The organism is Gammaproteobacteria bacterium (assembly GCA_028819075.1).
Classification (GTDB): domain Bacteria; phylum Gemmatimonadota; class Gemmatimonadetes; order Longimicrobiales; family Gaopeijiaceae; genus BD2-11.
This window is the reverse complement of sequence record JAPPMM010000003.1, coordinates 1-24,160: the sequence shown is the minus strand read 5'-3', so window position 1 is coordinate 24,160 and position 24,160 is coordinate 1. Positions and strand designations below refer to the sequence as shown.

Annotated in this window: 17 protein-coding genes; 8 read left to right on the top strand and 9 right to left on the bottom strand. The window is 69.5% G+C overall.

Annotation, left to right across the window (positions count from 1 at the left end; genetic code table 11):
- Nucleotides 1–215, top strand: a 215-nt coding sequence (locus OXU32_00580; protein ID MDE0072465.1) for a hypothetical protein, incomplete at its 5' end; no start/stop codon positions are given.
- A gap of 219 nt (nucleotides 216–434) precedes the next feature.
- Here OXU32_00580 and OXU32_00575 read toward each other — a convergent pair.
- Nucleotides 435–2,876, bottom strand: a complete 2,442-nt coding sequence (locus OXU32_00575; protein MDE0072464.1) for a hypothetical protein — start codon at nucleotides 2,874–2,876, stop codon at nucleotides 435–437.
- Entirely contained in the window at nucleotides 2,873–4,231 is a 1,359-nt protein-coding gene (locus OXU32_00570; GenBank protein MDE0072463.1) for a hypothetical protein, read from the bottom strand. The genes OXU32_00575 and OXU32_00570 overlap by 4 nt, the downstream gene beginning before the upstream one ends.
- A gap of 176 nt (nucleotides 4,232–4,407) precedes the next feature.
- On the opposite strand from OXU32_00570, the gene OXU32_00565 reads away from it, so the two are divergent.
- Nucleotides 4,408–5,508, top strand: a complete 1,101-nt coding sequence (locus OXU32_00565; protein MDE0072462.1) for a hypothetical protein — start codon at nucleotides 4,408–4,410, stop codon at nucleotides 5,506–5,508.
- Nucleotides 5,509–5,564: 56 nt separating this feature from the next.
- Here OXU32_00565 and OXU32_00560 read toward each other — a convergent pair whose 3' ends face one another.
- The 3 genes from OXU32_00560 to OXU32_00550 all read right to left on the bottom strand — a co-directional run bounded on the left by OXU32_00560 (nucleotide 5,565) and on the right by OXU32_00550 (nucleotide 9,110).
- Nucleotides 5,565–7,073 carry a PQQ-dependent dehydrogenase, methanol/ethanol family gene (locus OXU32_00560; GenBank protein ID MDE0072461.1) on the bottom strand — a complete coding sequence of 503 codons (1,509 nt, stop codon included), beginning with the start codon at nucleotides 7,071–7,073 and terminating at the stop codon, nucleotides 5,565–5,567.
- A gap of 185 nt (nucleotides 7,074–7,258) precedes the next feature.
- On the bottom strand, nucleotides 7,259–8,032 hold the full coding sequence (locus tag OXU32_00555; protein ID MDE0072460.1) for a c-type cytochrome: 774 nt from the start codon (nucleotides 8,030–8,032) through the stop codon (nucleotides 7,259–7,261).
- Between the two features lie 256 nt (nucleotides 8,033–8,288).
- Entirely contained in the window at nucleotides 8,289–9,110 is an 822-nt protein-coding gene (locus OXU32_00550; GenBank protein ID MDE0072459.1) for an SRPBCC domain-containing protein, read from the bottom strand.
- A gap of 103 nt (nucleotides 9,111–9,213) precedes the next feature.
- On the opposite strand from OXU32_00550, the gene OXU32_00545 reads away from it, so the two are divergent.
- From OXU32_00545 to OXU32_00520, 6 genes are all read left to right on the top strand, one after another.
- On the top strand, nucleotides 9,214–11,175 hold the full coding sequence (locus OXU32_00545; GenBank protein MDE0072458.1) for an alpha/beta fold hydrolase: 1,962 nt from the start codon (nucleotides 9,214–9,216) through the stop codon (nucleotides 11,173–11,175).
- The gene (locus OXU32_00540) at nucleotides 11,172–12,398 is read left to right on the top strand and encodes a serine hydrolase (protein ID MDE0072457.1); all 1,227 of its coding nucleotides are present in this window, start codon (nucleotides 11,172–11,174) and stop codon (nucleotides 12,396–12,398) included. The genes OXU32_00545 and OXU32_00540 overlap by 4 nt, the downstream gene beginning before the upstream one ends.
- Before the next feature lie 7 nt (nucleotides 12,399–12,405).
- Nucleotides 12,406–13,521 (top strand): RuBisCO large subunit C-terminal-like domain-containing protein, encoded by a 1,116-nt coding sequence (locus OXU32_00535; protein ID MDE0072456.1) that lies wholly within the window; start codon nucleotides 12,406–12,408, stop codon nucleotides 13,519–13,521.
- Between the two features lie 5 nt (nucleotides 13,522–13,526).
- The gene (locus OXU32_00530; protein ID MDE0072455.1) at nucleotides 13,527–13,994 is read left to right on the top strand and encodes a cupin domain-containing protein; all 468 of its coding nucleotides are present in this window, start codon (nucleotides 13,527–13,529) and stop codon (nucleotides 13,992–13,994) included.
- Nucleotides 13,991–15,100, top strand: a complete 1,110-nt coding sequence (mtnA, locus tag OXU32_00525; GenBank protein ID MDE0072454.1) for an S-methyl-5-thioribose-1-phosphate isomerase — start codon at nucleotides 13,991–13,993, stop codon at nucleotides 15,098–15,100. Before OXU32_00530 ends, mtnA begins: the two co-directional genes overlap by 4 nt.
- Before the next feature lie 477 nt (nucleotides 15,101–15,577).
- Nucleotides 15,578–17,260, top strand: a complete 1,683-nt coding sequence (locus OXU32_00520; GenBank protein MDE0072453.1) for a M1 family aminopeptidase — start codon at nucleotides 15,578–15,580, stop codon at nucleotides 17,258–17,260.
- On the opposite strand, the gene OXU32_00515 is transcribed toward OXU32_00520, so the two are convergent.
- From OXU32_00515 to OXU32_00500, 4 genes are all read right to left on the bottom strand, one after another.
- Entirely contained in the window at nucleotides 17,257–20,469 is a 3,213-nt protein-coding gene (locus OXU32_00515) for an efflux RND transporter permease subunit (GenBank protein ID MDE0072452.1), read from the bottom strand. The genes OXU32_00520 and OXU32_00515 overlap by 4 nt on opposite strands.
- The gene (locus tag OXU32_00510; GenBank protein ID MDE0072451.1) at nucleotides 20,466–21,701 is read right to left on the bottom strand and encodes an efflux RND transporter periplasmic adaptor subunit; all 1,236 of its coding nucleotides are present in this window, start codon (nucleotides 21,699–21,701) and stop codon (nucleotides 20,466–20,468) included. The genes OXU32_00515 and OXU32_00510 overlap by 4 nt, the downstream gene beginning before the upstream one ends.
- Entirely contained in the window at nucleotides 21,702–23,240 is a 1,539-nt protein-coding gene (locus OXU32_00505) for a TolC family protein (GenBank protein ID MDE0072450.1), read from the bottom strand.
- Between the two features lie 162 nt (nucleotides 23,241–23,402).
- Entirely contained in the window at nucleotides 23,403–24,020 is a 618-nt protein-coding gene (locus OXU32_00500) for a DUF2911 domain-containing protein (protein ID MDE0072449.1), read from the bottom strand.
- Nucleotides 24,021–24,160 lie beyond the last annotated feature (140 nt).

Sequence of the window (24,160 nt, the reverse complement as noted above, 5' to 3'; positions counted from 1 at the left end):
GGGCCGAGAAGCTCGCGGGTCTGGAGCCGAAGCCCGGCAGGGGCTGGCACTCGCTTCGGCGGAAGTTCGCCAGCGACCTGATGGATCAGCCGCTGAAGGTGCTCTGCGAGCTGGGCGGCTGGAAGACGGCGAAGACGGTTCTTCAGTGCTATCAGCGCGCGGACGAAGGACAGCTTCGGACGGCTCTGGAAGCTCGTAGAAGACTCCGCGGCTAGATCCGCAATCGGCGGGAGTCAAACGGCTGGAATCCGACCGGCCAATCCCGTAAGTTCAACGTCCATGAGCAGATGCGAATCCACGACCGACTGCCGGGCTGGCAAGGCGCTTTGAAGGGCCAATAGCAGCGCTCTTGGTCCGAAAAGCAACGCAGAGCGAAGCGGTCCAGCGCGGATGCATCGCCGCTCGAATGCCGCGGGGAGTTTGTCCGCGGGCTGCTAAAGCAGCGAGTCCAGATACAACGCGATCCAGAACTCGCGGGCGGGTCCGTTGAGGCCGTAGGAGACGTCGGTGCGCATGAGGCCGTCGAACAGGCTCGCACCGACGCCCACGCCGAAGAGCAGGCCGTCGTGGTCGCGTGCCGGGATTGGCGTCTCCACTGCATCGGCGCCGACCGGGTCGAGCCCGCCGAGGTCGGCGCCTCGGCGGAGGTGGCTACCCTCGTAACTGGCCCAGCCCGCGTCGGTGAAGACGCTCAGGGTACCGATGTCGTAGGTGCGGGCGACCTCCACCCGGCCACGGCCGAAGGACGGTCCCCAGACCGCTGACGGCGGCTGTCCGCGCAGCGACCGGGTGCCCCCCAGGAACCAGGCCCGCTGGGCGGTGGCGTTGCCGAAGGTGGTGCCCCCGGCGAGCTCGGCGCCCATGCGCCACCTGCGGCCCGACAGCGGCGCGGCCACCCGCAGCGCGGCGCTGGCCCTGCCGTAGCTGGCGGCGTCACCCCCGGAAGAGGGCCAGCGCCGGGCGGCCTGGCCGTAGAGCTCGACCCCGACCTGGGTGAGATACGGATCTTCCCCCCACCACGGTGACAGCCGGATCTCGGTCCCCAGCTCGTCGACCGGGTCGGCCGCCACGTTGGGCCGGAAGTCCCAGTTGTCGTCGAGCATGTGAAACAGGGCGAATCCCGCCTGGGCCTGCGCGGCCTCTTGCCGTTCCGCGTAGGCCCTGACCTCAAACGACTGGCGCGCGACGGCCGGGGGACGCCAGGTCAGGTCGACGCCCGCGGCCTGGAAGTACTCCCCCTCGTCCCGTCCCAGAAAGACGGCGTTGAGCGAATTGCCGAACCCGAGATGCCCGGCGCGCGGGCTGGTGGAAACGAGCTCGCGGTAGGCCCCGAGCGCCAGGCGCCGGCGCAGCGTCTCCCGGCCGATCTCGACGCGCACCTTGGGTTCGAGGTCCGAGACGCCGAGGAATGCGCTCGTGTTCAGCGTGTACGTTCCGGCGAGGTCGGTCCGGAAGTCCAGTCCGGCGGCGAGCCCCTCGACCCGGTTGTAGCGGATCAGCCCGGGCTGGCCCCATCCCCAGTCCAGTGCCCAGGGGATCCCCGGTACATCCGGAGCGGCCAGATCGGCCAGACTCTCGAAGTATTCGCCGACCTGGTCACCGGACGGAAAGCCCACCGCCTCGTCCCAGATCGGAGGCGGGAGTTCCGGGCTGGTCAGCACCAGGGTACGCTCCCGGGGCGCGATGTAGAACGCGTCCCGCTCCGCGGCGAAGTCGCTCTCCTCGGCACTCTCGTACTCCACGCCTCCCTCCTGGGAGAGCAGGCGCGCCACGAAGGCCATCGCCTCTGCCCGCGTCTCGAAGAGACGTTCGATGAGTTCCGGGGCCGCGACCGGTTCGGGCCGCTCGGCGTCCCGCGCGGCCGCCTCCGCCTCGGCCCGCTCGACATCGGCGCGCGTGGTGACCGACTCCAGCTGGTACGAGACATCCATCTCCAACGGAAACTTGACGATGCCGGCGGCGATCTGGCCTTCGAAGCGCATGTAGTGGGGAAGCCAGACCTCGAAGTTCCAGAGGCTGTAGTCGACCGCGATCATGGAGAGATCGAAGGTCCAGGGCTTGAAGACGCCGGGCACGAACCGGAACGAGCCTGCCTCCTGCTCCTCCTGGAGTTCCTGCAGATCGCGCATGAAGTCGAACTGGCGGCTCAGCCGGTACACCGCCCGTACCAGTGCCCCGGATTCGGGCTCGATCCAGAGCGTGCCCACGATGAGCTGGATGTCCGCCTCACGCGGGATCACGTCCAGTTGCACCGCGCGCAGGCGCCGTCCGTCGGCGAAGGAGAGGGTCAGCGTGTCGCCGCTGGCATACCTGTAGCGCCGGTCGGCGCCCGTGGCCAGGGGGTGCTCGATGGCGCTGCCGGGCTCGAACTCGGCCTCGGTGGCGCCGAAGAACAGGCGGTCGCCCCCGGGATCGAAGGGTTCGTCGAAGGCCAGGTCGTCGAGCCAGTCCATGTCGCCCTCGCTGCGCGCCGTCGACCAGCCGGGATACTGCGATCTGGCGCCCAGAACCTGCACCACCGCGTCGTATTCGTGATCCCAGAACGCGCGCACGGCGGTCTCGTCCCGGTAGATGACCCGGTCCTTGAGCGGAGCCCGGATGGCGGCCGCGATGCGCTGCCGGATGACCGCCTGGTAGCGCAGGACCGATTGCTCCACGGATCTCCAGTTCGCCTGCGCGGCTTCGAAGATGGTTCGCGCGTCCGGATCGGCGAAGGCGTCTTCGGCGAGCGGCGCACCGTCCGCTGCGTCCGGTGCCTCCTGCGCCCGAAGCGGATGAGCGCGCGCGCCGAGGATGCCGAGGCACGCGATACCGAGGGGAACAAGCGCGCGCCACCCGCCGACCCATCGGCCGCCGGCCCACCTGCCGCCCGTCACGGGCCCTCCGAACCGCCCGGCGCGGCCGGGACCGGGTCGAACCGCACCTCGCGGATGTCGTCCCACGGGATCAGGCGCCACCCCTGGCGCCGGTCGCGCATCCCGGAATCCTCCGGGGACGCGACCATCACGCCCTTGTTGTCCGACCTCACATCTCGGGCTCCATCGAGTGCCAGCCTGCGCCCGTCGGCGAGGGTCACCGCGGCACCGTCCTCCTCGCCGGGCACAATTCGGCGTACGAATCCGAATTCGATGTCGTACTCGATCCCCGCCACTTCGCCGTTCAGGATTTCCCAGCTGCCCGCCTCGTCCGCGTCCCAGCGCAGCTCGCCCTGGACTTCCTCTCCCTCGCGCGTGACCACTGTGCCGGCGAGCAGGCGGCCCCCGTCGAACCGGCCGCGGTCGCCAGGAGTCTCTGCCGACTGTCCACCCGGCCGGTCGCCCTCGCCTGCAGTCTCCGGGGCCTCGTGGAAACGCACCTCCAGCAGACGCTCCCACGGCACCACGACCACCCCGAGCCCGGGATCGGCGATTCGGACTCCCCGGTTGCGCCGGTCGACGTCGTTGGAGCCGCCGAGCTCCAGCGCGCCGCCGTCACGCAGCTCCACTCGAGTGCCGCGGTTCACTGTCGTGAGCGAACGGATGCGCTCGAAACGGACCTGCCGCTCGCTGGGACGACGCGTCTCCCGGCCGTCGAGCACGTCGGACTCGAGAATCTCATCCTGGTCCCAGGCCAGGTAGCCGGTGAAGCGGCGGCCATCCCGGTCCAGGGCGGTGCCGTACAGCCGCCGTGCAGCGGGGAGTGCCGTTGCGGGAGGCGCGGAGAATACCACCCGTGCCATTTCGTCCCACTCGACCTCAACTTCCGCCTCCCCCGGCGCCTCGACGTGCACATCGGGGGAAGAGTTCCCGCGACTGCCTCCACGGGGCTCGAGCCGGAGGCGCGTGCCGGAGCGCAGCGTCAGTTCCGCGTGCTCGCCATCGAGCACGACCAGCGAATCCAGGTGGCCGAAACGCACCCCGGAAAGAACTTCCATCGGAAAGTCGGGATCGACCTCGTCCCAGGTGATGCGATAGCCGCGGAGCTCGATGGTGCGCGTCGCGCGCTCACGGTCATGGGCCTCCAGCCACGCGAAATAGTTTTCCTCGGGAAGCTCCTTGCGCGCCTCGAGGATGTCGGCCCAGTTGGCTGCGGTCTCGTCCCAGCGAATGAAGCCGGTGTGCACGTCGCCCTCCGTCGTGTGCACGCGGCCCCAGATGCGGTCCGCACTCTGGGCGGACGCGGGCACTGCAGCGGATGTCGAGAGAACGAGGATCCAGCGGAGAAGCGTCCGGCCGTGCGCTTGCGGAAGCATCGCTGTCCTGGAGGGGGGGTCGGGTGCGGGACAACCTTTTTGATACGATATCGCGGGTGTGATGGTTTCCCTGTTCCGGCGGATTCACGGACGGCTGCGTAGATTGCCCGGATGGCTGCCGCGGAAGACGCGGCCGAGGATCACGCCCCAGCCACGCCAACCGGAGGACCGCCGACATGAGTAACGCACAGCGAACGGGCTGGGTTCTTTCGTCCCTTCTTCTCGCGTCCGCCGGCTGGTTCGGCGGGACGCTCAGCGCGCAGACGAACGCACCGCACCCGTATCGGGCCACGCTCGACTGGGAGCAGCTTCCGGAGGGCCGGGCCCTGGGAATCGTGAGCGGCGTCATTCCGGATCCCGATGGCGAGCATCTGTGGATCCTGGACCGGTGCGGCGCCAACCAGTGCGCCGGCACGGACATCGACCCGATTCTCAAGTTCGATCTGGACGGCAACCTGGTAGAGAGCTTCGGGGTCGGGCTGTTCGCCTTTCCGCACGGCTTCGCTCTGGACCACGAAGGATACCTGTGGGTGACGGAGGGCGGGGCGCACGGGGACCCGCGCGGGGCGCTGGGCGAGAGCATGGGGATGGGCCACCAGGTCTTCAAGCTCACCCGCCAGGGGGAGGTGGTGATGCGAATCGGGGAGGCGGGAGTGCACGGGGATGACGAGACGCACTTCAACGGGCCATCCGGCGTCGCCATATCACCGGAAGGGGACATCTGGGTTGCGGATGGGCACAGAGGCGGGAACAACCGCATCGTGAAGCTCGCGCCCGATGGCAGTTTCGTGCTGGCGGTGGGAGGCGGCGTGGGATCGGAGAGCCGGGAGCCGGGGCGCTTCAGCGACCCGCACGACATCAAGATCGACGCGCGCGGCAGGGTCTACGTCGCCGACCGCGGCAACAGCCGCATCCAGGTCTTCGACGGCGACGGGAACCTGCTCTACATCTGGACCCACTTCGGCAAGCCCAGCGGGCTCTTCATCGACCGCGAAGACATTCTCTATGCGGGCGACGGGCTGTCGGGCGACCTGCGCACCGGACCGCCGGACCCCTGGCGCAGCAACTTCGGCTGGGAGAAGGGCATCCGCATCGGCGACCTGAAGACCGAGCAGGCCTGGGTGACCTGCTTCGTGCCCCAGCACGACGTGAACGTGGGGCCGGGCATCGAGTTCCTGGGGGTGGATTTCGACGGCAACATCTACGCGGGCGAGGTCAACCGCATGCGGCTGGTGCGCTACGTACCCTCGCGGCCCCTGCGGACCGGCGGCTGCTGACCCGGACCGTCACTAATGTCTACTGACAACTAGCCTGACATCTACTGATGTAATAACTAGTTGAGCCCGAACACGAAGAGCGTGCCCCCGGCCGAACTCACGACGCGCTGCCGGCCGTCGACCTCGTAGGACATCGGGCCGCTGCGCACGGCGCCGCCCGACTGGAAGTTCCACAGGGGCTCGCCGGTTTCCGCGTCCAGGGCGAAGATGTTGCCTTCGTTGTCCCCGCCGAAGACGAGGTCGCCGGCCGTCGCCATCGCCCCCGACCAGGGTGGAGAGAGCAGCGGGAATTCCCACACCAGCTCGCCGGTCAGGGCGTCGAGCGCCTTGATGGCTCCGCTGGCTTCCTCGCCCCGCAGCGCCTGCTCGCCGCCGCCCGTGTAGGGCTGTCCGGGCACGTACTCCACATCCGCCTTGAAATAGACGGCCCCCATGATGCGTGTGGGCTGGTAGAAGAGGCCGGTCCGGGGGCTGTAGCTGGGGCTGAACCAGTTGGCCGCGCCCTGCAGGCTGGGCCAGACGAGCACGCCCTCCTCGGTGGGGTCGGTTCCCGGAATCACGATCGGGCGCCCGTTCTCGTCCAGGCCCTCCGCCCAGGTCTGCTTCGAGTATTCCTGCCCGTGCAGGAACTCCCCGGTCTCGCGGTCGAGGACGTAGTAGAAAGCGTTCCGGTTGGCGGTCACGACCAGCTTGCGCGGCTCACCCTCCCATTCGGCGTCCAGCAGCACCTGGATCTGGTTGGCGTCCCAGTCGTGGGTGTCGTGGGGCGTGAACTGGAAGTACCAGATCATCTCCCCGGTGTCGGGATCGAGGGCGAGCAGGCAGTCTGTGTACAGGTTGTCGCCGGGGCGGACATCCCCGTTCCAGTCGGGCGCCGGGTTGCCGATGGGCCAGTAGAGCAGGTCGAGTTCGGGATCGTAGGAGCCGGTGAGCCAGGTGGATCCGCCCCCGGTCTCCCAGCTGTTGCCGCCCCAGGTCTCGCTCCCGGGCTCGCCGGGCGCTGGGATGGTGTAGGTGCGCCACGCCAGCTCGCCGGTCTCGGCGTCGTAGGCGTCGATGTAGCCCCGAACCCCCGCTTCCGCCCCGGACACGCCCACGATCACCTTGTCCTTGACGGCCAGCGGGGCCAGGGTGAGCGAGAAGCCGATCGCATTGTCGCCCACTTCGACGTCCCAGCGCACGGCGCCCGAGCGGGCGTCGAGGGCGACCAGGTGCGCGTCCAGCGTTCCCACAAACACCGTCGAATCGAGGACCGCGACCCCCCGGTTCACTCGCGGGAAGCCGATGTTGAGCACGTCCGGCCCCATCTCCGGAGACCAGGTCCAGAGTTGGCGCCCGGAGCGCGCGTCCAGGGCGCTTACGGTGCTGGGCGGCTCGGTCACGTACAGGATGCCGTCCACGGCGACGGGCGTGGTCTCGATGATGCCGTCGTCCATCTGATAGGCCCACAGCACCCTGAGGTCGCCGACGTTGGAGCGGTCGATCTGATCCAGCCTGGAGTAGCGGTGCGACGCGTAGTTGCCCGAATAGGTCAGCCAGTTGTGGGGCTCGGCGTCGGCGTTCACGAGTCGCTCGAAGGCAACGTGAGTCCGGTCGGGAGTGCCTTCAGGGGCGCTGCCCTCGGGGGCCGCCTGGCATCCCGCAGCGACGATCGCGCATGCCAGCAGTCCGTGGATGATTCCGCGCGAGGGGTGGGGCCCCGGGCGCGCGAGGTGCCTTGAAGGCCGAATAGCAGCGAACCGGATCATGCTCATCCTCCGAGGCTGGCCAGGTATGCGATGAGGTTGTCGATGTCCTCGCTGGAAAGGCTTGCGGTTGCGGGCATGAGGGAATGCCCGAAGCGCCTCTCGAACTCGGCCAGATCGGCCTTGCGCAGCGACACGATGGAACCGGTTGCGGTGATGAGCTGCACGGTGAACGCGTCTTCGTTGGCGCGCATGCCCTCATAGACGGTGCCGTCGACGGTGACGGCTCGCAGGGGCAGGTACTGGGCGAAGCCGCTGCGCGCCCCCGAACGGAAGACCGGAAGCTCCGCCGAGGGATCGACCAGTGAGGCGCGCAGATACTCCGGGCCCCGGCGCATGCCGATGCCGGTCAGTTCGGGGCCGATCCCGACCCCGCGTCCCTCGACGATGTGGCACGAGAAGCAGACGCCCGTGGTCTCGAAGACCTGGCGGCCGCGCTCGGGATCGCCGGGGATCTCCACGAGCTGCGCCTGGCGGAGCGAGATGACGTGGGCCGCGACCAGGGCGGCTTCCTCGTCCGGGAGGATGGTGGCGCGCAGACCCGGCATGCCGGTGCCGGGGATGCCATTGCGGATGACGTCGACGACCGCGGCGTGGTCCGGCGCGCGCGGCAGGCGGCTGACCGCCAGCCCCGGCCCCTCGCCGCCCATCCCGAGGACGCCATGGCAGCGCCCGCAGTGGGCCTGGTAGAGCCGTTGCCCGCGCTCGAGTTCGGCGTCGGAGAAGGCGAGCGCCTCCTGGGCCGCCAGCGGGGACGACCCCGCCAGGGCCACCGCCACGCCGAGGATCGCGAGACAAGGGCGCGTTCTGCTGATTACTCCCTGCCGCATAACCGCCTCCGCGAGAGTTGCCGACTACCTCGCCGGAGCACCGGACGATCGGCAGTCGTGGCGCCAGGTTCCGATCCTCATACTAGGACGAGCGCCGGAGATGCGCACACGCGGGGCTCCGTCCGCCGCACCTTGGACGTGCGCGCGGAGCCCCGGCCTCCGGGACGTGAGAGATCCGGGGGCAGGCCGGACCCGGAGTTCGCCGTCAGCCCGCTGCCTGGAATCCGGCGACCCGCCGCAGCGTGCCGTCGTAGTCGGCGCGCAGGTGATTGAACCCCTGCTGCGTACCCTGTCCCCGGGCCGAGGAACGCCATCCCACCAGCGCCTCGCCCCGGCACACGCGCACATCGCCGGTGGGCTCGATGCGCCAGCCCGGCATGAACCGGTGGCAGTTGGCGATGTGCAGGCTGAGGCGTTCGATGCCGCGCAGCACCGCCCAGTCGTCCCGGAATTCGAGATCGGGAGCGCAGCACGCGCGCAGCGACTTGAGGCGGGCAGCCTCGTCCGGTTCGTTCCAGGCGGCCCACCAGGCGGGCAGCGCGCGGGCCAGTCCCGCCGACAGGTCCGCCCGGTTGGCGGAAAGCGCCAGGCGGCCCAGATGGAAGCGCCAGCCGTCCTCGTGCTCGCGCGCCGTGCGGGCGCTGAGAAAGCCGCTGTGACGCACGTCCGCGTGCGCGCCGCCCTGGCCCTCGGTCACCCGGAACTCCACGCGCGACGACGCGGCGGGCATGGTGTCGGCCTGTGGACCCGACTCGATGCCCCACGAGAGCGCGAACCTGCGCTTCACTTCGTCGAAGGCGAGCACTTCGCCGGCCAGCACCATCTGGTACTCGGGGAACAGGGCCCGGTACGAGCTCCCGACCCGGGTCTCGAAGGTGGCCTGACCGCCCATCCAGGCCGAGAACTGTTCGGGCGTGGTGAGGATGCCCCAGACGGTCTCGGGGCTGGCCTCGATGTGGATGGAAAGCGTCACATCGGGGGATGCCGCATCGTTTCCCCGGCTCGCGTCCGCACTGCGTTCGCTCATCGATCTCTCCCGGGTGGTGGTGGGTCCACGTGCCGCGGATGCCGGGCCGTTCGCCGGCCCGTATTGTAGGTTGCCCATCCGGCCCAACCAACCCGGGAGACCGATGATGGACAACAGATCGTGGATGCGGATCCGGCCGTCGGCGAGGGCCCGGGCTGCGGCTGCCGTGGCTTGCCTGCTCGGCCTCTCGCTCCCGCTCGCATGTGCGCCACCCGTTCGGGACGTCGAAGGCGACGTCCTGACCCTCACCTGGGAGAACATCTTCACCCGCAACCGGGGCGCCCGTCAGGCCGCGCTCTCGCCGGACGGCGCATGGGTGGCGGTCAGCGCGAGCACGGCTGAATACTCAGGCGTCTTTCTGGTCGCGACGGATGGTGATCCCGCGCCAGCGCCCTGGGTGGAGGGCTCGTCGCCGGTCTGGTTCGGCGACGGGTCGGGCATCGTCTTCTCGCGCGGCGGGGACCTGTGGCGGGCGGCGGTGGGGTCGAGCGAGCCGACCCGCATCACCGACGACCCGGCGGCCGAACGGGCCGCGCGGCCGTCGCCGGACGGCAGCACCATCGCCTTCTACAGCGGGCGCTCGGGCCACCGGGACATCTGGACCGTGCCCGCCGACGGCTCCGCCCCGCCGGCGCAGCTCACGCGCGCCTCCATGGCGGCGGACGACTTCCGCTTCGCCCCCGCGTGGTCGCCGGACGGGACGCACGTCGCCTATTACTCCAACCGGAGCGACTACTGGGAGGACGACATCTGGGTGGCGGAGGTCGCGACGGGCGCGGAGCGGCAGCTCTCCAGCGGGCTGATGGCGTCTTCCACGCCGGTCTGGTCGCCGGACGGATCGCGCATCGCCCTGCTCGGCACATCCAAGGACGAGTACTGGTACGAGGATCTCGCCTACATCTACCTCCTCGACCCGCGGGCGGGAACGGAGGAGGTGGTTCCCATGCAGATCCACGCTACGGACTGGCTGCACAACCACACCGTCACCTGGTCGAGCGATGGCTCCGAGCTCTTCTTCCCCTATCACGAGCGCGCCGAGGTGGAGTTGTGGCGGGTGCCGGTGGACGGGGGTGTCGCCACCCGGGTGACGAACATGGGCGGGTCCTTCCGCGCCTACCACGCGACCCCCGACGGCTCCGCCTTCGTCTTCCTTCGTTCGACCTCGACGCGCGGGACCGAGGTCGACTACGTCTCCGCCGCGGGTGGGGCGGCGCGCCGGCTCACGCACTTCTCGACCCGCTGGAGGGGGCTGGTGGAGGCGGAGGAGGTGAGCTACCGCAGCTGGGACGGCCTCTACATCCAGGGTTTCCTGTTCCGTCCCCCGGGATTCGCCGACGACGGAGCTGCGGTGGCGTCGGAGGACGCTACGACCTATCCCGCGCTGGTCATGGTCCACGGGGGCGGAACCAACTCCTACCTCAAGGGGCTGAGCCTCACCGAGCAGCACCTGGCGCAGCTCGGGTACGTGGTGCTGGCCGTCAACTACCGGGGCGGTTCCGGCTTCGGGCGCGAGTTCCAGGATCTGGGCGTGGGGGACTGGGCCAACGGACAGGCGCTCGACGCCGCCGCGGCCGCCGACTTCCTGCGGGCGCAGCCATGGTCCAACGGGAAGGTCGGCATCTACGGCTACAGCTACGGGGGCATCCAGAGCATGGCGGCGATCGCCCGCGCACCCGACGCCTTCGACGCAGCGGTGCCGATGGCGGGGATCTACGACTTCGCCGACGCCTACACCAACGCGGACCGGCTGGGAAAGATCTTCATCCGGACCGGACACGGGGGCGCACCCGGGGACCGGCCCGAAGTCTACGCCATCAGCAATACCCTGGCGCGCGTGCCGAACGTGGTCACGCCCACTCTCATCATGCATGGCGAGGAAGACGTGCGCGCTCCGTTTCGCCAGTACGAACTCGCGGTGGAGATCCTGGACAGGGAAGGCAAGGTCTTCGAGAGCCACTCCTATCCCGGAGAGCCGCACGGCTTCCGCGATCCCATGAACCGGGTGGACATGTATCGGAGGCTCGAGGCGTGGTTCGCGCGATGGCTGAAGGAGGATGCGCGATGACACCTCTCACGCCGCCGCGACGGGCATGGCTCGCCGCCGTGCTCATCCCCGCCGGGCTCGTCGCCGCCTGTGCGCCTGGTGCCCCGGCGCCCGATCCCGGTGATCGCGAGCCGGTCTGGCCGGGCGAGGAATGGCCGGTCTCCACCCCCGAGGCGGAGGGGCTGGAAGCCGCGGCCATCGACTCGCTCATCGCCGATATCGATGCCGGCCGGTTCGGGCTCATCGACCACCTTCTGCTCATTCGCCACGGCCACGTGATCGCGGACCGGTACTGGGACCACGGCGAGGAGTACGCGCGCATCCTGGCGGAGCAGGAGGACACGGTCAGCCACCCTTACAACTACGATCATCCCGACTGGCACCCGTACTACCGCGACACCGGGCTGCACACGCTCCAGTCGGTCACCAAGAGCGTGACCTCGGTCGCCTTCGGCATCGCGGTCGACGCTGGCTACATCGGCGGCGTCGACGCCCCGGCGTGGCCCTTCCTCGCCGCCTCCGGTCCGGCTCTGGACGACCCGATGCGCGCAAGCGCGACGCTGGAGGACTTCCTCACCATGCGCAGCGGCATCGACTGGGCGATCCCCGGCCAGACCTACGCCGACGACACCCATCCGACCAGCGAACTCGAGGCGAGCGAGGCATGGATCGACTATGTCGTGCGGCGGCCCGTCGGCACCGAGCCCGGAACCCGCTTCGACTACAACGACGGGGTGAGCGTCCTCCTGGGGAAGATCCAGCGCGAGGCCACCGGACAGCGCGCCGACGCCTGGGCGGAGGAACATCTGTTTCGTCCCATCGGCATCCGCGACTACTACTGGAAGATCACCCCGGACGGAGAGGCGGACACCGAGGGCGGCCTCTACCTCGCGCCCCATGACTTGGCCCGGGTGGCATACCTGATGTTGCGCGGGGGCGAATGGGACGGGCGGCGGATCGTGTCGCGCGAATGGGTGCGGGCGTCCACCTCGCCGGTCATCCCCGACCTCAACCCCGGCAACGACCGTGACGACGGAGGCTACGGATACCAGTGGTGGGTGCCGTTTCACGAGGACGGAGAGACCCGGGTCTTTTCCGCAAACGGCTACGGCGGCCAGTTCCTGCACGTCGTGCCGGAGCACGATCTGATCGTGCTCTTCAACGGATGGACGTTGCACACGGGCGCGGAGTTCTCCAGCTGGACCGCGCTTCAGGACCGCATCCTGCCCGCCATCCGGGATTGACGCACCGGTGGGTGCGGTCGGTCTCAGGGCCAGCTATCGGCTGACTTGCCGGCACCTGCGCGAAGCCCTGTCCCTGGCGGGCGCCATCGCGCGCGAGCAGACCGTGGAGGCTCCTCCCGGGGTTGGGGGCGACCGGCTTCAGGCGCGCATGCTCGGGCGCATCGAGCGCCTGGAGCCGGAGCGTGGCGGGAGCTGGCTGGCGCGGATCGCCTACCCGCTGGACGCCACCACGACCGAACTCACCCAGATTCTGAACGTCGCATACGGCAACGTGTCGCTCATGGACGGGGTGCGGCTGGTGGGACTCGAGCTGGCGCCGGCCGTCCTTCGTTCGCTGCCCGGGCCGCGCGTGGGGATCAAGGGTATCCGCTCGCTGGCAAGGGCCCCGGCGCGCCCCCTGGTGAGCGCCGCCATCAAGCCCATCGGGCTGACTTCGAGCGGGCTTGCCCGACAGGCCGCCGCCTTCGCCCGCGCGGGGGTGGACGTGGTGAAGGACGACCACGGCCTGGCCGTCCGGGGCTCGGCCCCGTTCCGGGAGCGCACGCGGGTGATCGCGGAGTCGGTCGCCGGCGCGAAAGCACGGACGGGAGGGCACACCGCCTATTTCCCTAACGTCACCGGACCGCTGGATACCTTGGAGGAGCGACTTGACCGAGTTGAGGCGCTCGGGCTAGCCGGCGTCGTGCTGTGCCCGAGCCTGATGGGGCTGGACGCGCTCCGCCGGGTCGCTGCCGGTCCCCGCGCGCTGGCGGTCATGGCCCACCCTTCCCACGCGCAGACCGCGCCGGGCCGGGCGGAGGGCATCGCCCCGGACGTGCTGCTCGGAACCCTCTACCGGGTTGCGGGGGCCGACATCGTGGTGTACGTAAACGCGGGCGGGCGCTTCTCGTGGCCGGAGGAGACCTGCCACGCGGTCAACAGGCGCCTGCGAGAGCCGCTGGAGCGGCATCGCCGCGCTCTTCCCGCGCCCGCCGGAGGCGTGAACGCCGCCGAGGCCAGCCACTGGTTCGGCCGCTACGGCCCGGACACGATGCTGTTGATCGGGGGAAGTCTCCTCGTGCAACGGGATCTGGAGGGCGCGGCTCGGCGCCTGGTGGAGGCGGCACTACGACGGGAGGGATGAAGAAGGTGAGCAGGTCCCGGGTCATTCGCGGAGGGGCCGGCGACTGGGCGCACGTCCAGCCGAGGCGCTACAAGCACGAAGAAGAAGGACTTGCCCGATTCCGCGATGTGACCCGCCACACGCTTCTTGGAGGCGGCCCGGATGGCGGCGAAGCCGGCCTGGGTTTCGAGTTGCGGTATTTCGAGGTTGCGCCGGGCGGCTATTCCTCTCTAGAGCGCCACGCTCACGGGCATGCGGTCGTGATCGTGAAGGGGAAGGGCGCGGTTCGCCTGGGAGAGGCAACGGAGCCGGTCTCGGCGCTCGATGTCGTGTACGTGGCTCCGCACGATGTCCACCGCTTCTCCGCCGACGCCGGGGAGGCGCTGGGCTTTCTCTGCGTCGTGGACCGCGCGCGGGACCGCCCGGTCGTGGTGGACGAGGCCGGCCCAGTCTCTCCGGGCGCGTCCGGGTCAGGGGAGCGGAGGGGCCGGTGAAGGTCGGCGGCATTCCCTATCGCGCCATCTTCACGGAGGGCGAGGGCGCGGACGTTCAGGTCATCGACCAGACCTTGCTGCCGCACCGGTTCCGCATCCGCCGGCTTGCGAGCCCCGCCGACGCGGCGCACGCCATCTCCGCCATGGTGGTGCGCGGGGCCCCCCTCATCGGCGCGACCGCGGCGTTCGGGGTCGCGCTCGCCATGCGCGCCGATCCCTCCGACGCGTCGCTCGGGGCGTCCGTCGGCCGGCTGATGGCGACCCGACCGACGGCTGTCAACCTGCGCTGGGCGCTCGAGAACGCCGAAGCCGCGCTCCGGCCGCTGCCTCCCCCGCGCCGGATGCGAGCCGCCTACGGGTTCGCCCACGCCCTCTGCGAAGACGATGTGCGCATCAACCGAAGCATCGGCGACATCGGACTGGATCTCTTCCGCGAGATCCACCGGTCCTCGGAAGGTGGGGCGCGCCGGCCCGGCCGGCCTCTGAACGTACTCACGCACTGCAATGCCGGCTGGCTGGCGACCGTTGACTGGGGCACCGCCACCGCACCCATGTACCGGGCCCACGACGAAGGGCTGGACATACACGTCTGGGTTCGCGAGACGCGCCCTCGCCTTCAGGGAGCCGGCCTCACCGCCTGGGAACTCGGCCAGCACGGGGTGCCGCACACGCTCGTCTCCGACAGCGCCTCTGGCCATCTGCTGAGTCGCGGGGAGGTCGATGTCGTCATCGTGGGCACCGATCGTACGGCCGCCTCCGGTGACGTCGCCAACAAGGTGGGCACCTACCCCCTCGCCCTCGCCGCCCGCGACAACGGCGTCCCCTTCTACGTGGCCGTGCCCTCCCCCAGCATCGACTGGACGACCGAAGACGGGGCCGACATCCCGATAGAGGAGCGGGCTGCGGACGAGGTGACGCTGGTGCGCGGCGTTGATGAAGCCGGGGTGGAGCGCACCGTGCGGATCGCCCCCGAGGGTACGCGCACGGCCAATTATGCCTTCGACGTGACCCCTCGCCGGCTGGTCACGGGGCTGGTCACGGAGCGGGGCGTGTGCTCTGCCGACGGAAACGCGCTCAGAAGGATGTTTGGAAGGGAGACGGGGTGACAGGTTCCGTGTTCCCGCGCGGCGTGCGGATGCTGGAAGGACCTGAAGGGCGGCTTCCGCAGGCGCCTCAGTCGGAGATGACCGGGTCGGTCCTGCGCTGCCGGGCGTACAGCCAGGCTCGTGCCGAGGCGCGGGCGCGTTCCCGGCGCGCTTCGCGGTCCCGGTAGGCTCGGGCGCACTTGGCGCGGCAGGTCGTTCCCCCGCGCCGAACCGGCACCGGTGCCCCGCAATACACGCACAGATCCTCAGACGCGGACGCCGTTTCGCCCCGTTGTCTACGGCGATGGGTCATGCTGAATTATCCGGCCGTATTCTACACACACAGCTACCGCACTTTCCGGCGTGCGGGTGCTGCACACAACACACACCTGCCGCATCTCAAGCGGCTCGACCTGAGTGGCTGTATTGTCTCCCAAGCTGGATAGACCAATATATGCAACACCGATCTCGCCGCGTCAAACCCGCACTGGAGGTCCGATGCGCCGCCGCTTCCTCGCGTTACCGTGGATACCCGCGCTCCTTCTGCTCGGAGCGACGCCCGCTCCCCGTTTCGTCGAGCAGCCACACGCAGGGACCATCGTCGAGCAACCTCGCCCCGGCATCGACGTCGAGGCGTACCGCTTCGAGCTGACGCTCCGCGATGACGTTGACCGGATTACCGGACGGGCCACGGTGAGATTCCGTTTCACGGCGGCCGGAGTCGTGGAGCTGCCGCTGGACCTGATCGGCGTGAGGTCCGATGGTCAGGGGATGGAGGTTACCGGCGTCCGGGCGGCGGGGCGTCCCCTGGAGTACCGCCATGAGAACGACCTCCTCACGGTGGGGCTGCCCCGGGCGGGCCGCCCCGGCGAGCGGGACTCGGTGACGGTGAGCTACCGGGGCGCCCCCGCGTCCGGCCTCCGCATAGGCCCCAACAAGTACGGCGAGCGCACCTTCTTCAGCGACAACTGGCCCAACCGCGCGCGCAACTGGCTGCCCACGGTGGACCATGTGGCGGAGAAGGCGGCGTGCGAGTTCGTCGTCACCGCGCCCGCGCACTACCAGGTGGTGTCCAACGGCCTCCTGGTGGAGGAGACGGACCTTGACGGAGGCATGCGCCGCACTCACTGGCGGCAGTCGGCGCCCATCTCTCCGTGGCTTTTCGTGGTGGGCGTGGCGCGCTTCGCCGTGCAGCACCTGGGCGAGTTCGATGGGAAGCCCGTACAGACCTGGGTGTACGCGCGCGACCGTGAAGCCGGCTTCCACGACTTCGCCGTCCCCACCCTCCGCGTCCTCGCCTTCTTCGACGACTACGTGGGACCCTTTGCCTACGAGAAACTGGCCAACATCACCTCCCCGGCCACCGGCGGGGGCATGGAGGCCGCGACCGCCCTCATGTACAGCGAGAACGCGGTTACGGGCGACCGGCCGGTGCGCTGGCGCAACGTCGTCATCCACGAGATCGCACACCAGTGGTTCGGCAACGCGGTCACCGAGTCCGAATGGGACGATGTGTGGCTGAGCGAGGGGTTCGCGACCTACTTCACGCTGCTCTTCCGCGAGCACGCCTACGGAAGGGACGACTTCGCCATCGGCCTCCGCCAGGCGGCAGAGCGCGTCGTGGCCTGGTACGCGGAGAATCCCGACTATCGCATCGTCCACGCCGACCTCGAGGACATGTCGCGGGTGACCAGCGTGGCGACCTACCAGAAGGGCGCCTGGGTGCTGCACATGCTCAGGGAGCGGATTGGCGACGAGGCCTTCCAGAGGGGCATCCGCACCTATTATGCCCGTCACCTGAACGGCACGGCCTCGACCGACGACCTCATGCAGGCCATGGAGGAGGCTTCCGGCGACGACCTGCAGGCCTTCTTCGACCAGTGGCTCCGGCACGGGGGCAATCCGGTCTTCGAGGGGTCATGGGCATACGACTCCGACGCCGGAGCGGTGCGCGTCGATCTGCGCCAGGTGCAGGAGACGGGGCTGTTTCGGATGCCTCTCGACATCGGGGTCTACATGGGACGTGATCGGCTTCCGGCCCAGGTGGTCACCGTCGAGGTGGACGCGGCCTCCCACAACTTCGTGATCCCGGTCGACGCCGAGCCCTCCGAGGTCCGCCTCGACCCGGGTACCCGGGCGCTGTTTGCAGCGGAGTTCGAGAGAGCCGGAGGGGCGCCCTAAGCGGCAGCAGAAGCGGCCGGTCGCCCCTCCGTAAGGCGGTGGTGCACCATGGTCAGGGCGGGCACGATCAGCATCAGCACCGCCGTCGCGAACAGGATTCCGAAGCCGAGTGAAGCCGCCATCGGCACCAGGAACTGCGCCTGCAGGCTGCGCTCGAAGACGAGCGGCGCCACCCCCAGGAAGGTGGTCACGGACGTAAGCAGGATCGGGCGGAAGCGCGCCTTGGCTCCGTCGATGATCGCCTCCCGGCCGGGCATGCCCCGCCGGAGGCGATCGTTGATGAAATCGATCATGACCAGGGAATCGTTCACCACGACGCCGCTCAGGCCGATCACGCCGAACATTGACATCATGCTCATGGGCAGCCCAAGAAGCAGATGGCCCGCGATCGCGCCGATGATCCCGAAGGGGATGGCGGCCATGACGATCAAGGGCTTGGTGTAGGAGCCGAAGGGGATCGCGAGCAGAGCGTAGATGGCGAGCAGAGCCAGCGCGAAGCCGCTCGCCAGCGCGCCGAAGGACTCCACCTGCTCTTGCTGTTGGCCTCCGAAGCTGTAGGAGAGGCCCGGGTCGCGGGCGGCCAGTGCCGGAAGCACGGTCGCGGCAAGCTGCTCCGTCACCTCGCCGCCGGTTATGACTTCGCGGTCGACGTCGGCAGTGACGGTGATGACCCGCTCTCCGTCCGTCCGCCGGATCGTGGTGGGCGAGCTTCCCAGGCGCACCGAGGCGACTCGGCCCAGCGGCACCTCGCCTCCCATGGGCGTGCGCACCAGGTACTCCTCCACGTCCGCGATGGCGTTGCGTTCCTCTTCGGGCAGGCGAACGTAGACGCGCACCTCCTCGCGGCCGCGCTGTACGCGCACCGCCTCGTTGCCGAAGAAGGCGGAGCGCACCTGGCGGGCCAGGGCATCCAGGGTCAGCCCCATGGTCCGGGCCTCCGGGCGCAGGTCGAGCTGGATCTCCCTGAGTCCCTGATCCTGGTCCGCGCGGACATCGAACACGCCCTCGAACGCCCGCAGGCGCTCCATCAGGCTGTCGGCGACCGATGTAAGACGCCCGGGATCCGGGTGGGCGAGCTCGACGTGAACCGGAAAGCCGAAGTTGAGCAGCTCGGCCGTGATGGTGAGCGCCTTCGCCGCGGGGAGGGGACCCAGTTCCTCGCGCCACGCCTGCTGAAAGTCGGCCGCGGACACGTCGCGGAATTCAGCGGTTACGAGCTTGAATTCCACCGCCGCCAGGTTGGGGCGCGGATCGGGTGAGGGCCCGGCTCCAAAGGGCTGCATCTGCCGGGCCTCCTGCCCCACCGTCGAGTTGACCCCCTCGAGGAGCGATCCGCCGTCATCGGCGGACAGACGCGTGATGGCCCGGTATCCCGACGCTGCCAGGAAATCGGCCATCTCGGAGGTCCGCTCCGCGGGCGTGCCTTCCGGCATCTCCAGCGTGGCCGTGACCAGGTCCGCCTCCACCGTGGGCATGAAATTCACCCGGATGATGCCCGCCGGCACCATGGCGACGGAGAGGACGATGAGCGCGATCCCGCTCGTGATGACCAGCCCGGGCTGAGCGGTCGCGACCCTGAGGGCTCGGTCGAGAGGCCCGGCGATGAAGCGCTTCAACCCGCGATCGACCCCCCGCTGGATGCGGGCGACCAGGTGATCCCGGGACCGGCGCCGGCGCCTCCCCGGGTTCGGCATGTGAGACAGGTGGTTGGGCAGAACCAGGAGCGACTCGACGAGCGAGAACATGAGGACGGAGATCACGACGACGGGGAGCATCGTCATCAGCCTCCCCATGACGCTCGGGACGAAGAACAGCGGGCAGAACGCCACCACGGTGGTGAGGACGGCGAAGATGACCGGGCCCGTGATACGGCGGGTCCCGCGGATGGACGCGTCCACGCCGCGCCAGCCCTTCTCGCGCTCCGCATGGATGTTCTCGCCCACCACCACGGCGTCGTCGACGACGATGCCGACGGCGAGGATGAACGCGAAGAGCGTCATCATGTTGATCGAAACGGCCAGCCAGTTCATCACGGCGAAGGTGCCGACGAAGGAAACCGCGATGCCGACCGCCACCCAGAACGCGAGCCTGAGATCCAGGAAGAGGGTGAGCGAGAGCAGGACGAGCGCCAGGCCGATGAGGCCGTTCTTCACCAGCAGCCCGAGGCGGCTCTCGAAGATCTGGCCGGAGTTGTTCCACACCTCCAGTCCCACCCCGGCGGGCAGCGACGGGACGACCTCCTCTTCCAGGTGCTCTTCGACCGCCGCAACGATGTCGAGCACCTTCTCGTCCGAGGTCCGGAAGACCTCCACATAGACCGCGGGCTGGCCCTGGAAGCGGGCGATCAGGTCCACGTCTCGGAAGCCGTCGCGCACCTCGGCGATGTCCCCCAGGCGCACCACGGTGCCGTCCACCCGGCTGAGGACGATGATGTCTTCGAAGTCGTGCTGGGTGTAGTTCTGCCCGGTGGTGCGGATGCGCACCTCCTCGTCCCGGGTGTCGATGCTTCCCGCGGACAGGTCGAGGGATCCGCCCCGCACCGCGCCCGCGATGTCCCCCAGGGTCAGGCCCAGCGCCCGCAGCTGATGGAGGGGGACCTCGACGGAGATCTCGTAGTCGCGAATGCCCGTCGTTTCGACGTAGGAGACCACCGGAAGCGCCGAGAGCCCGTCTTCAGTGCGGTACGCCAGCTCCTTGAGCGTGCGCTCGCCCACGTCGCCGAACAGCACCAGGCGGATGACGCTCTGGCGATTGGTCAGTTCGCTGACCTCGGGGCGCTCTGCGCCGGCGGGGAAGGTCTGGATCCGGTCGACCTGGGCCTTGACGTCGTCCAGTGCCCGCGCGACGTCGGCGCCCAACTGGAGTTCCACCGTTACCGACCCACGCCCCTCGGCCGCCGTCGAACGGATCTCCTTGACGTCGTCCACCGCCTCGATCTGTTCCTCGATCTTGCGCAGGATCGACTCTTCGATCTCGTCGGGCGTGGCCCCGGGGTAGGGAACCGAGATGACGACCTGGTCGAGGGAAATCTCCGGGAAGACCTCCTGTACGAGACCGCGCAGGGAGACGAAGCCCGCCGCCAGAATGAAGAACATGAGCAGGTTGGCGGCGACCCCGTTGCGGGCCATGTAGGCGATGGGGCCGCGCGCCTCCCGCGGCCGGGCGTTCGACGAGTGCTCGTCCGGCGAGTGCTCGTCCGGCCGGCTCATCCGGGCCCGTCGGCGCTCGTCCGCACCACCATGCCCTCGGTGGCGAACTGCAGGCCGCTCAGCACAACCGCCTGTCCTTCCGCAAGGCCACCGGTGACGTACACGAGTTCGTCGGCGCGCTGCAGGACGCCTACCGGGACGATGGTGACCAGAGTGTCCTGGCGCAGCGCCCAGACTTCGTTCCCGGTCCGCAGCGCGGAACGGGGCACGGTGAAGTAGCGCTCCGGGGCGGCTCCGGCGATGCGCACCTCCACGAACTGGCCGACCAGAAGGGGTGGACCGCTCGGGCCGTCCTCCGCTTCCGCGATGTCGCCCTCCGGGGTGGCCGCCCGACCGCCCGCGAACGGGTCGGGGACGCGCACCACCACGTCGATCGTGCGGGTCTGTTCGTCCAGCGCGGCCTCAGCCCGGTCCACGTATCCCGACCACGCGTACGAGGCATCTCCGTACTCGGCCATCACCGTGGCCTCGACGCTTGCGTCGCCATCACCCGCATCCAGCATCCAGAGGTCGGGGATGAGGGCCGCATCGGCGTCCGACAGCGGAACCACCACCTCCACGGCGTCGTCGGCGTAGAGCCGTCCCACGCCCTGTCCGGCGGCGACGAACTGCCCGACGTCCACCATTTCGGTTCTGACGATGCCGCTGAAGGGCGCGCGCACCTCGGTCCGCGCCAGCGCCAGCTCCGCGTCGGCGAGAGCGGCGCTGTCCCGCGCCAGCGCAGCCCGGGCGGCGGCCAGTTGCGGCTCCCGGAGCGTGAGCGGGCTCGCTTCGCCCGGAGGGGGGGCATCGTCTGCCCGCCGGCGCAGGAACCCCTCGTACTCGGCGCGGGCAATGCGGGCCTCCTCCTCGGCCTGCAGGAGCGCTACCAACTGCGCGGCGACGTTGGCGCGCGCCTGCTGCACGCGGTTCAGGTAGTCCGCGTCGTCGATGCGGAAAAGGACCTGTCCCGCACTCACGCGCCCGCCGCTCAGGAACGCGGGCGCGACCGACGCGACCTTGCCGTTGATCTGGGCGGCGACATCGATCTCGGCGCGCGGACGCACCGTGCCCGCGCTGTAGACCGGGATGGCGCCGTCCCGGCCGGTGGCGAGGGCGGTCGTGACAAACGGCGCCTGCGAGCCCGGCTCGCGCAACGGGGGGTCGGGACGCAGGGCGATCATCACGGCGGCCAGGACGACGGCGCCCCCGAGGATGCCCGAAGCGATCAGAAAACTGCGGCGGCGGCTCATCTATTCCGTCCCCCCGGTTGGCGTGTCGGCTTCTTCTTTGGATTCGCTGGCGGGCACCATGCGCGGGCCTTCGAGCTCCTCGGGTGGAACGGTCCAGTCACCGCCCAGGGAGCGGTGTACCGCCAGGCGCGCCAGGGCCAGATCGCGGCGCGCCCCGGCCAGCGTCGACTCGACGTTGAGCAGCGCCCGCACGGCGTCGAGGTAGTCGACGTAGCCTCCCACTCCGGCGGCGTAGCGGCGCGACTGCAACTCGACCGAGGCAAGGGCCTCTTCCCGCTGTGATGCGAGGAAGTCGTGGCGCCGCCCTTCGTTGCCGAGCGCGGCCAGCGCCGTCTCCACCTCGTGAACCGCCGTCACCACGGTGCGCCCGTAGGCGGCCGCCGCCTGACCGAAGCGGGCGTGCGCGACGGCGATGTTGCTGCGGATGCGACCCCCCTGGAAGATCGGCGCGGTCAGGTTGCCGAGCAGGTTGCGAAACCACTGGTCGACATTGAAGAGGCCGTCGGCGTCCGCGGACTGCACCCCGATCGTGCCCGAGAACGACAGGGAGGGGAGCATTTCGGCCCGGCGCGCGCCGATGGTGAAGCGGGCGGCCTCGAGCCGCAGGCCCGCGGAGCGCACATCCGGCCGTTGAACCAGGAGGTCGGCCGGCACCCCTGCGGAGACGGGATCGCTCGACGGCAGCGGCGCCAGCGAATCGGGGAGGATCGCGTCGAGCTTCTCGCGGAAGCCGCCCACCAGAACGGCCAGACGCCCTTCGGCGTTGACCAGCTGGCTCTCCAGCTGAGGAAGGGCGGCCTGCGTGTTCCGAAGTTCCTGGCGAACCTGGTAGAGTTCGAAGGAAGTGACCAGACCGCGGTCGTAGCGGGTCTCTGCGAGCTGCTCCCGTTCAAGAAGCACGTCGATCGTCTCGCGCGCGACGGCTTCGCGCCTGCGCAGATCGGCGATCTCGAAGTAGGTCGTGATGGTCTCGGACAGCACGCCGATACGCGCCGCGCGGTAGTCCGACTCCGACGCCAGGTACTCCTGCCCGGCGGCCCGCGAATCGTTGCGGGCGCGTCCCCAGAAATCCAGTTCGTAGGCGAAGTCGACGCCCAGCGACCAGGTCTCGATGCCGAGGCGCTCGGGGAACTCGAAACCGGGCAGCCGGTCACCCGCGATTTCGCGGAACTGCTGGCCGAAGCCGGCGTTGGACGGGTTGTCCGTGTCGCTGACGTTCGCGCTGGCCTGGATGGCGGGAAGGAGCGAGGCGCGCGCGATCCCCGCCTGGGCCCTGGCCTGCTGTACGCGAGCGACCGCTTCGGCGAGGTCGAAGTTGGCGGCCAGCACCGAGTCGATGACGGTGTTGAGCGCCGGATCCTGGAAAGTGGTCCACCACTCCCTGGCCTGGTACGCGCCCGACTCTTCGCTCCCCTCGAAGCTGTCGGGAAGCTCGGCGACCGGCTCCGGCACCGAAGGCGCGGGCGCGAGAGAGCACGCTGCGAGGAGGAGCAGCGATGACAGCGCCACAAGGGGCGCAGGCGTCTGCTGAACGTTCATGACCGCGTCACCTGCCTGTGTGCACGGAAGCTGTCCGACGTGATGCCGAAAAGCTGGTCCGGAGACGGCAGTTGGCGCAAGCTGCCAGAGGAGCGCGGGCGTCCGGTCGCCCCTGGCTCGGCCTTCTTTTCGATTACGGGCGGCCGAGCCGCCCGGCGATCCCTACCGCGCTACCTCGAACGGCACGGTCGCCACCTGGTCGTCCCACCAGATCGTGAACAGGCCGCCCTGGGGGGTCATGTCCATGAAGGTGATGACGAGCTGATCGGCGGACATCGCGATCGTCGAGACGTCCATGCTGGTGCGCAGAACGTCGCGGTCGGGCGTGTAGCCGTAGGCGCCCCACAGCGCGTCCGGGTTCTCCTCGCGGAAGTCGTTCTTCACGCCCCAGTTGGCGAAGATGAGCGTCCACTCGTCCTCGGTGAGTTCCGCGAAGACGCTGTATTCACCGGCGGGGAGGCGCTGGCCGTGGAAGGTCAGGTCGGTCTCGGTCATGAAGCGGGTGGACTGGTCGGCCCCCACGCGCCACACCGGCGCCCCGCGCAGGAAGGCCTGCCCGTACTCGTCGCCCGAGCCGAACAGGTCGCGGCCCCGGAGGATGGGGCGGCCGTAGGTAACGACGACCCACGAGCCGTTCTCGTAGCTGCCCTCCGAGTTGTACGCGCCTCCCACATGGGCGGCGGCCTCGCCGCGGGGGCTCAGCGGCCTGTCCTGAGCCTGAACGGTGGTGGCGAAGGCGAGCGCCAGGGCGAGACAGCACAGCGGCCGAAGCATCTTCATCGGTTTCCTCCGGGGGTTTGGGGTGGCAAAACGCGCGCTCAATCCTACACGAGCCGTCCGGCGGGAGAAAGGGGAGGAGATCCGGAGATGTGATGGAATGGACGCCCCCTCCCGACAGCCTCACAATTCACCGATGATGG

Bases quoted from the DNA above. Each gene is read 5' to 3' on its own strand.
- OXU32_00505 (MDE0072450.1), bottom strand. From the start codon at position 23,240: ATGAACGTTCAGCAGACGCCTGCGCCCCTTGTGGCGCTGTCATCGCTG.
- OXU32_00545 (MDE0072458.1), top strand. From the start codon at position 9,214: ATGATGGACAACAGATCGTGGATGCGGATCCGGCCGTCGGCGAGGGCC.
- OXU32_00540 (MDE0072457.1), top strand. From the start codon at position 11,172: ATGACACCTCTCACGCCGCCGCGACGGGCATGGCTCGCCGCCGTGCTC.
- OXU32_00570 (MDE0072463.1), bottom strand. From the start codon at position 4,231: ATGCTTCCGCAAGCGCACGGCCGGACGCTTCTCCGCTGGATCCTCGTT.
- OXU32_00520 (MDE0072453.1), top strand. From the start codon at position 15,578: ATGCGCCGCCGCTTCCTCGCGTTACCGTGGATACCCGCGCTCCTTCTG.
- OXU32_00515 (MDE0072452.1), bottom strand. From the start codon at position 20,469: ATGAGCCGGCCGGACGAGCACTCGCCGGACGAGCACTCGTCGAACGCC.
- OXU32_00550 (MDE0072459.1), bottom strand. From the start codon at position 9,110: ATGAGCGAACGCAGTGCGGACGCGAGCCGGGGAAACGATGCGGCATCC.
- OXU32_00500 (MDE0072449.1), bottom strand. From the start codon at position 24,020: ATGAAGATGCTTCGGCCGCTGTGCTGTCTCGCCCTGGCGCTCGCCTTC.
- OXU32_00565 (MDE0072462.1), top strand. From the start codon at position 4,408: ATGAGTAACGCACAGCGAACGGGCTGGGTTCTTTCGTCCCTTCTTCTC.
- OXU32_00510 (MDE0072451.1), bottom strand. From the start codon at position 21,701: ATGAGCCGCCGCCGCAGTTTTCTGATCGCTTCGGGCATCCTCGGGGGC.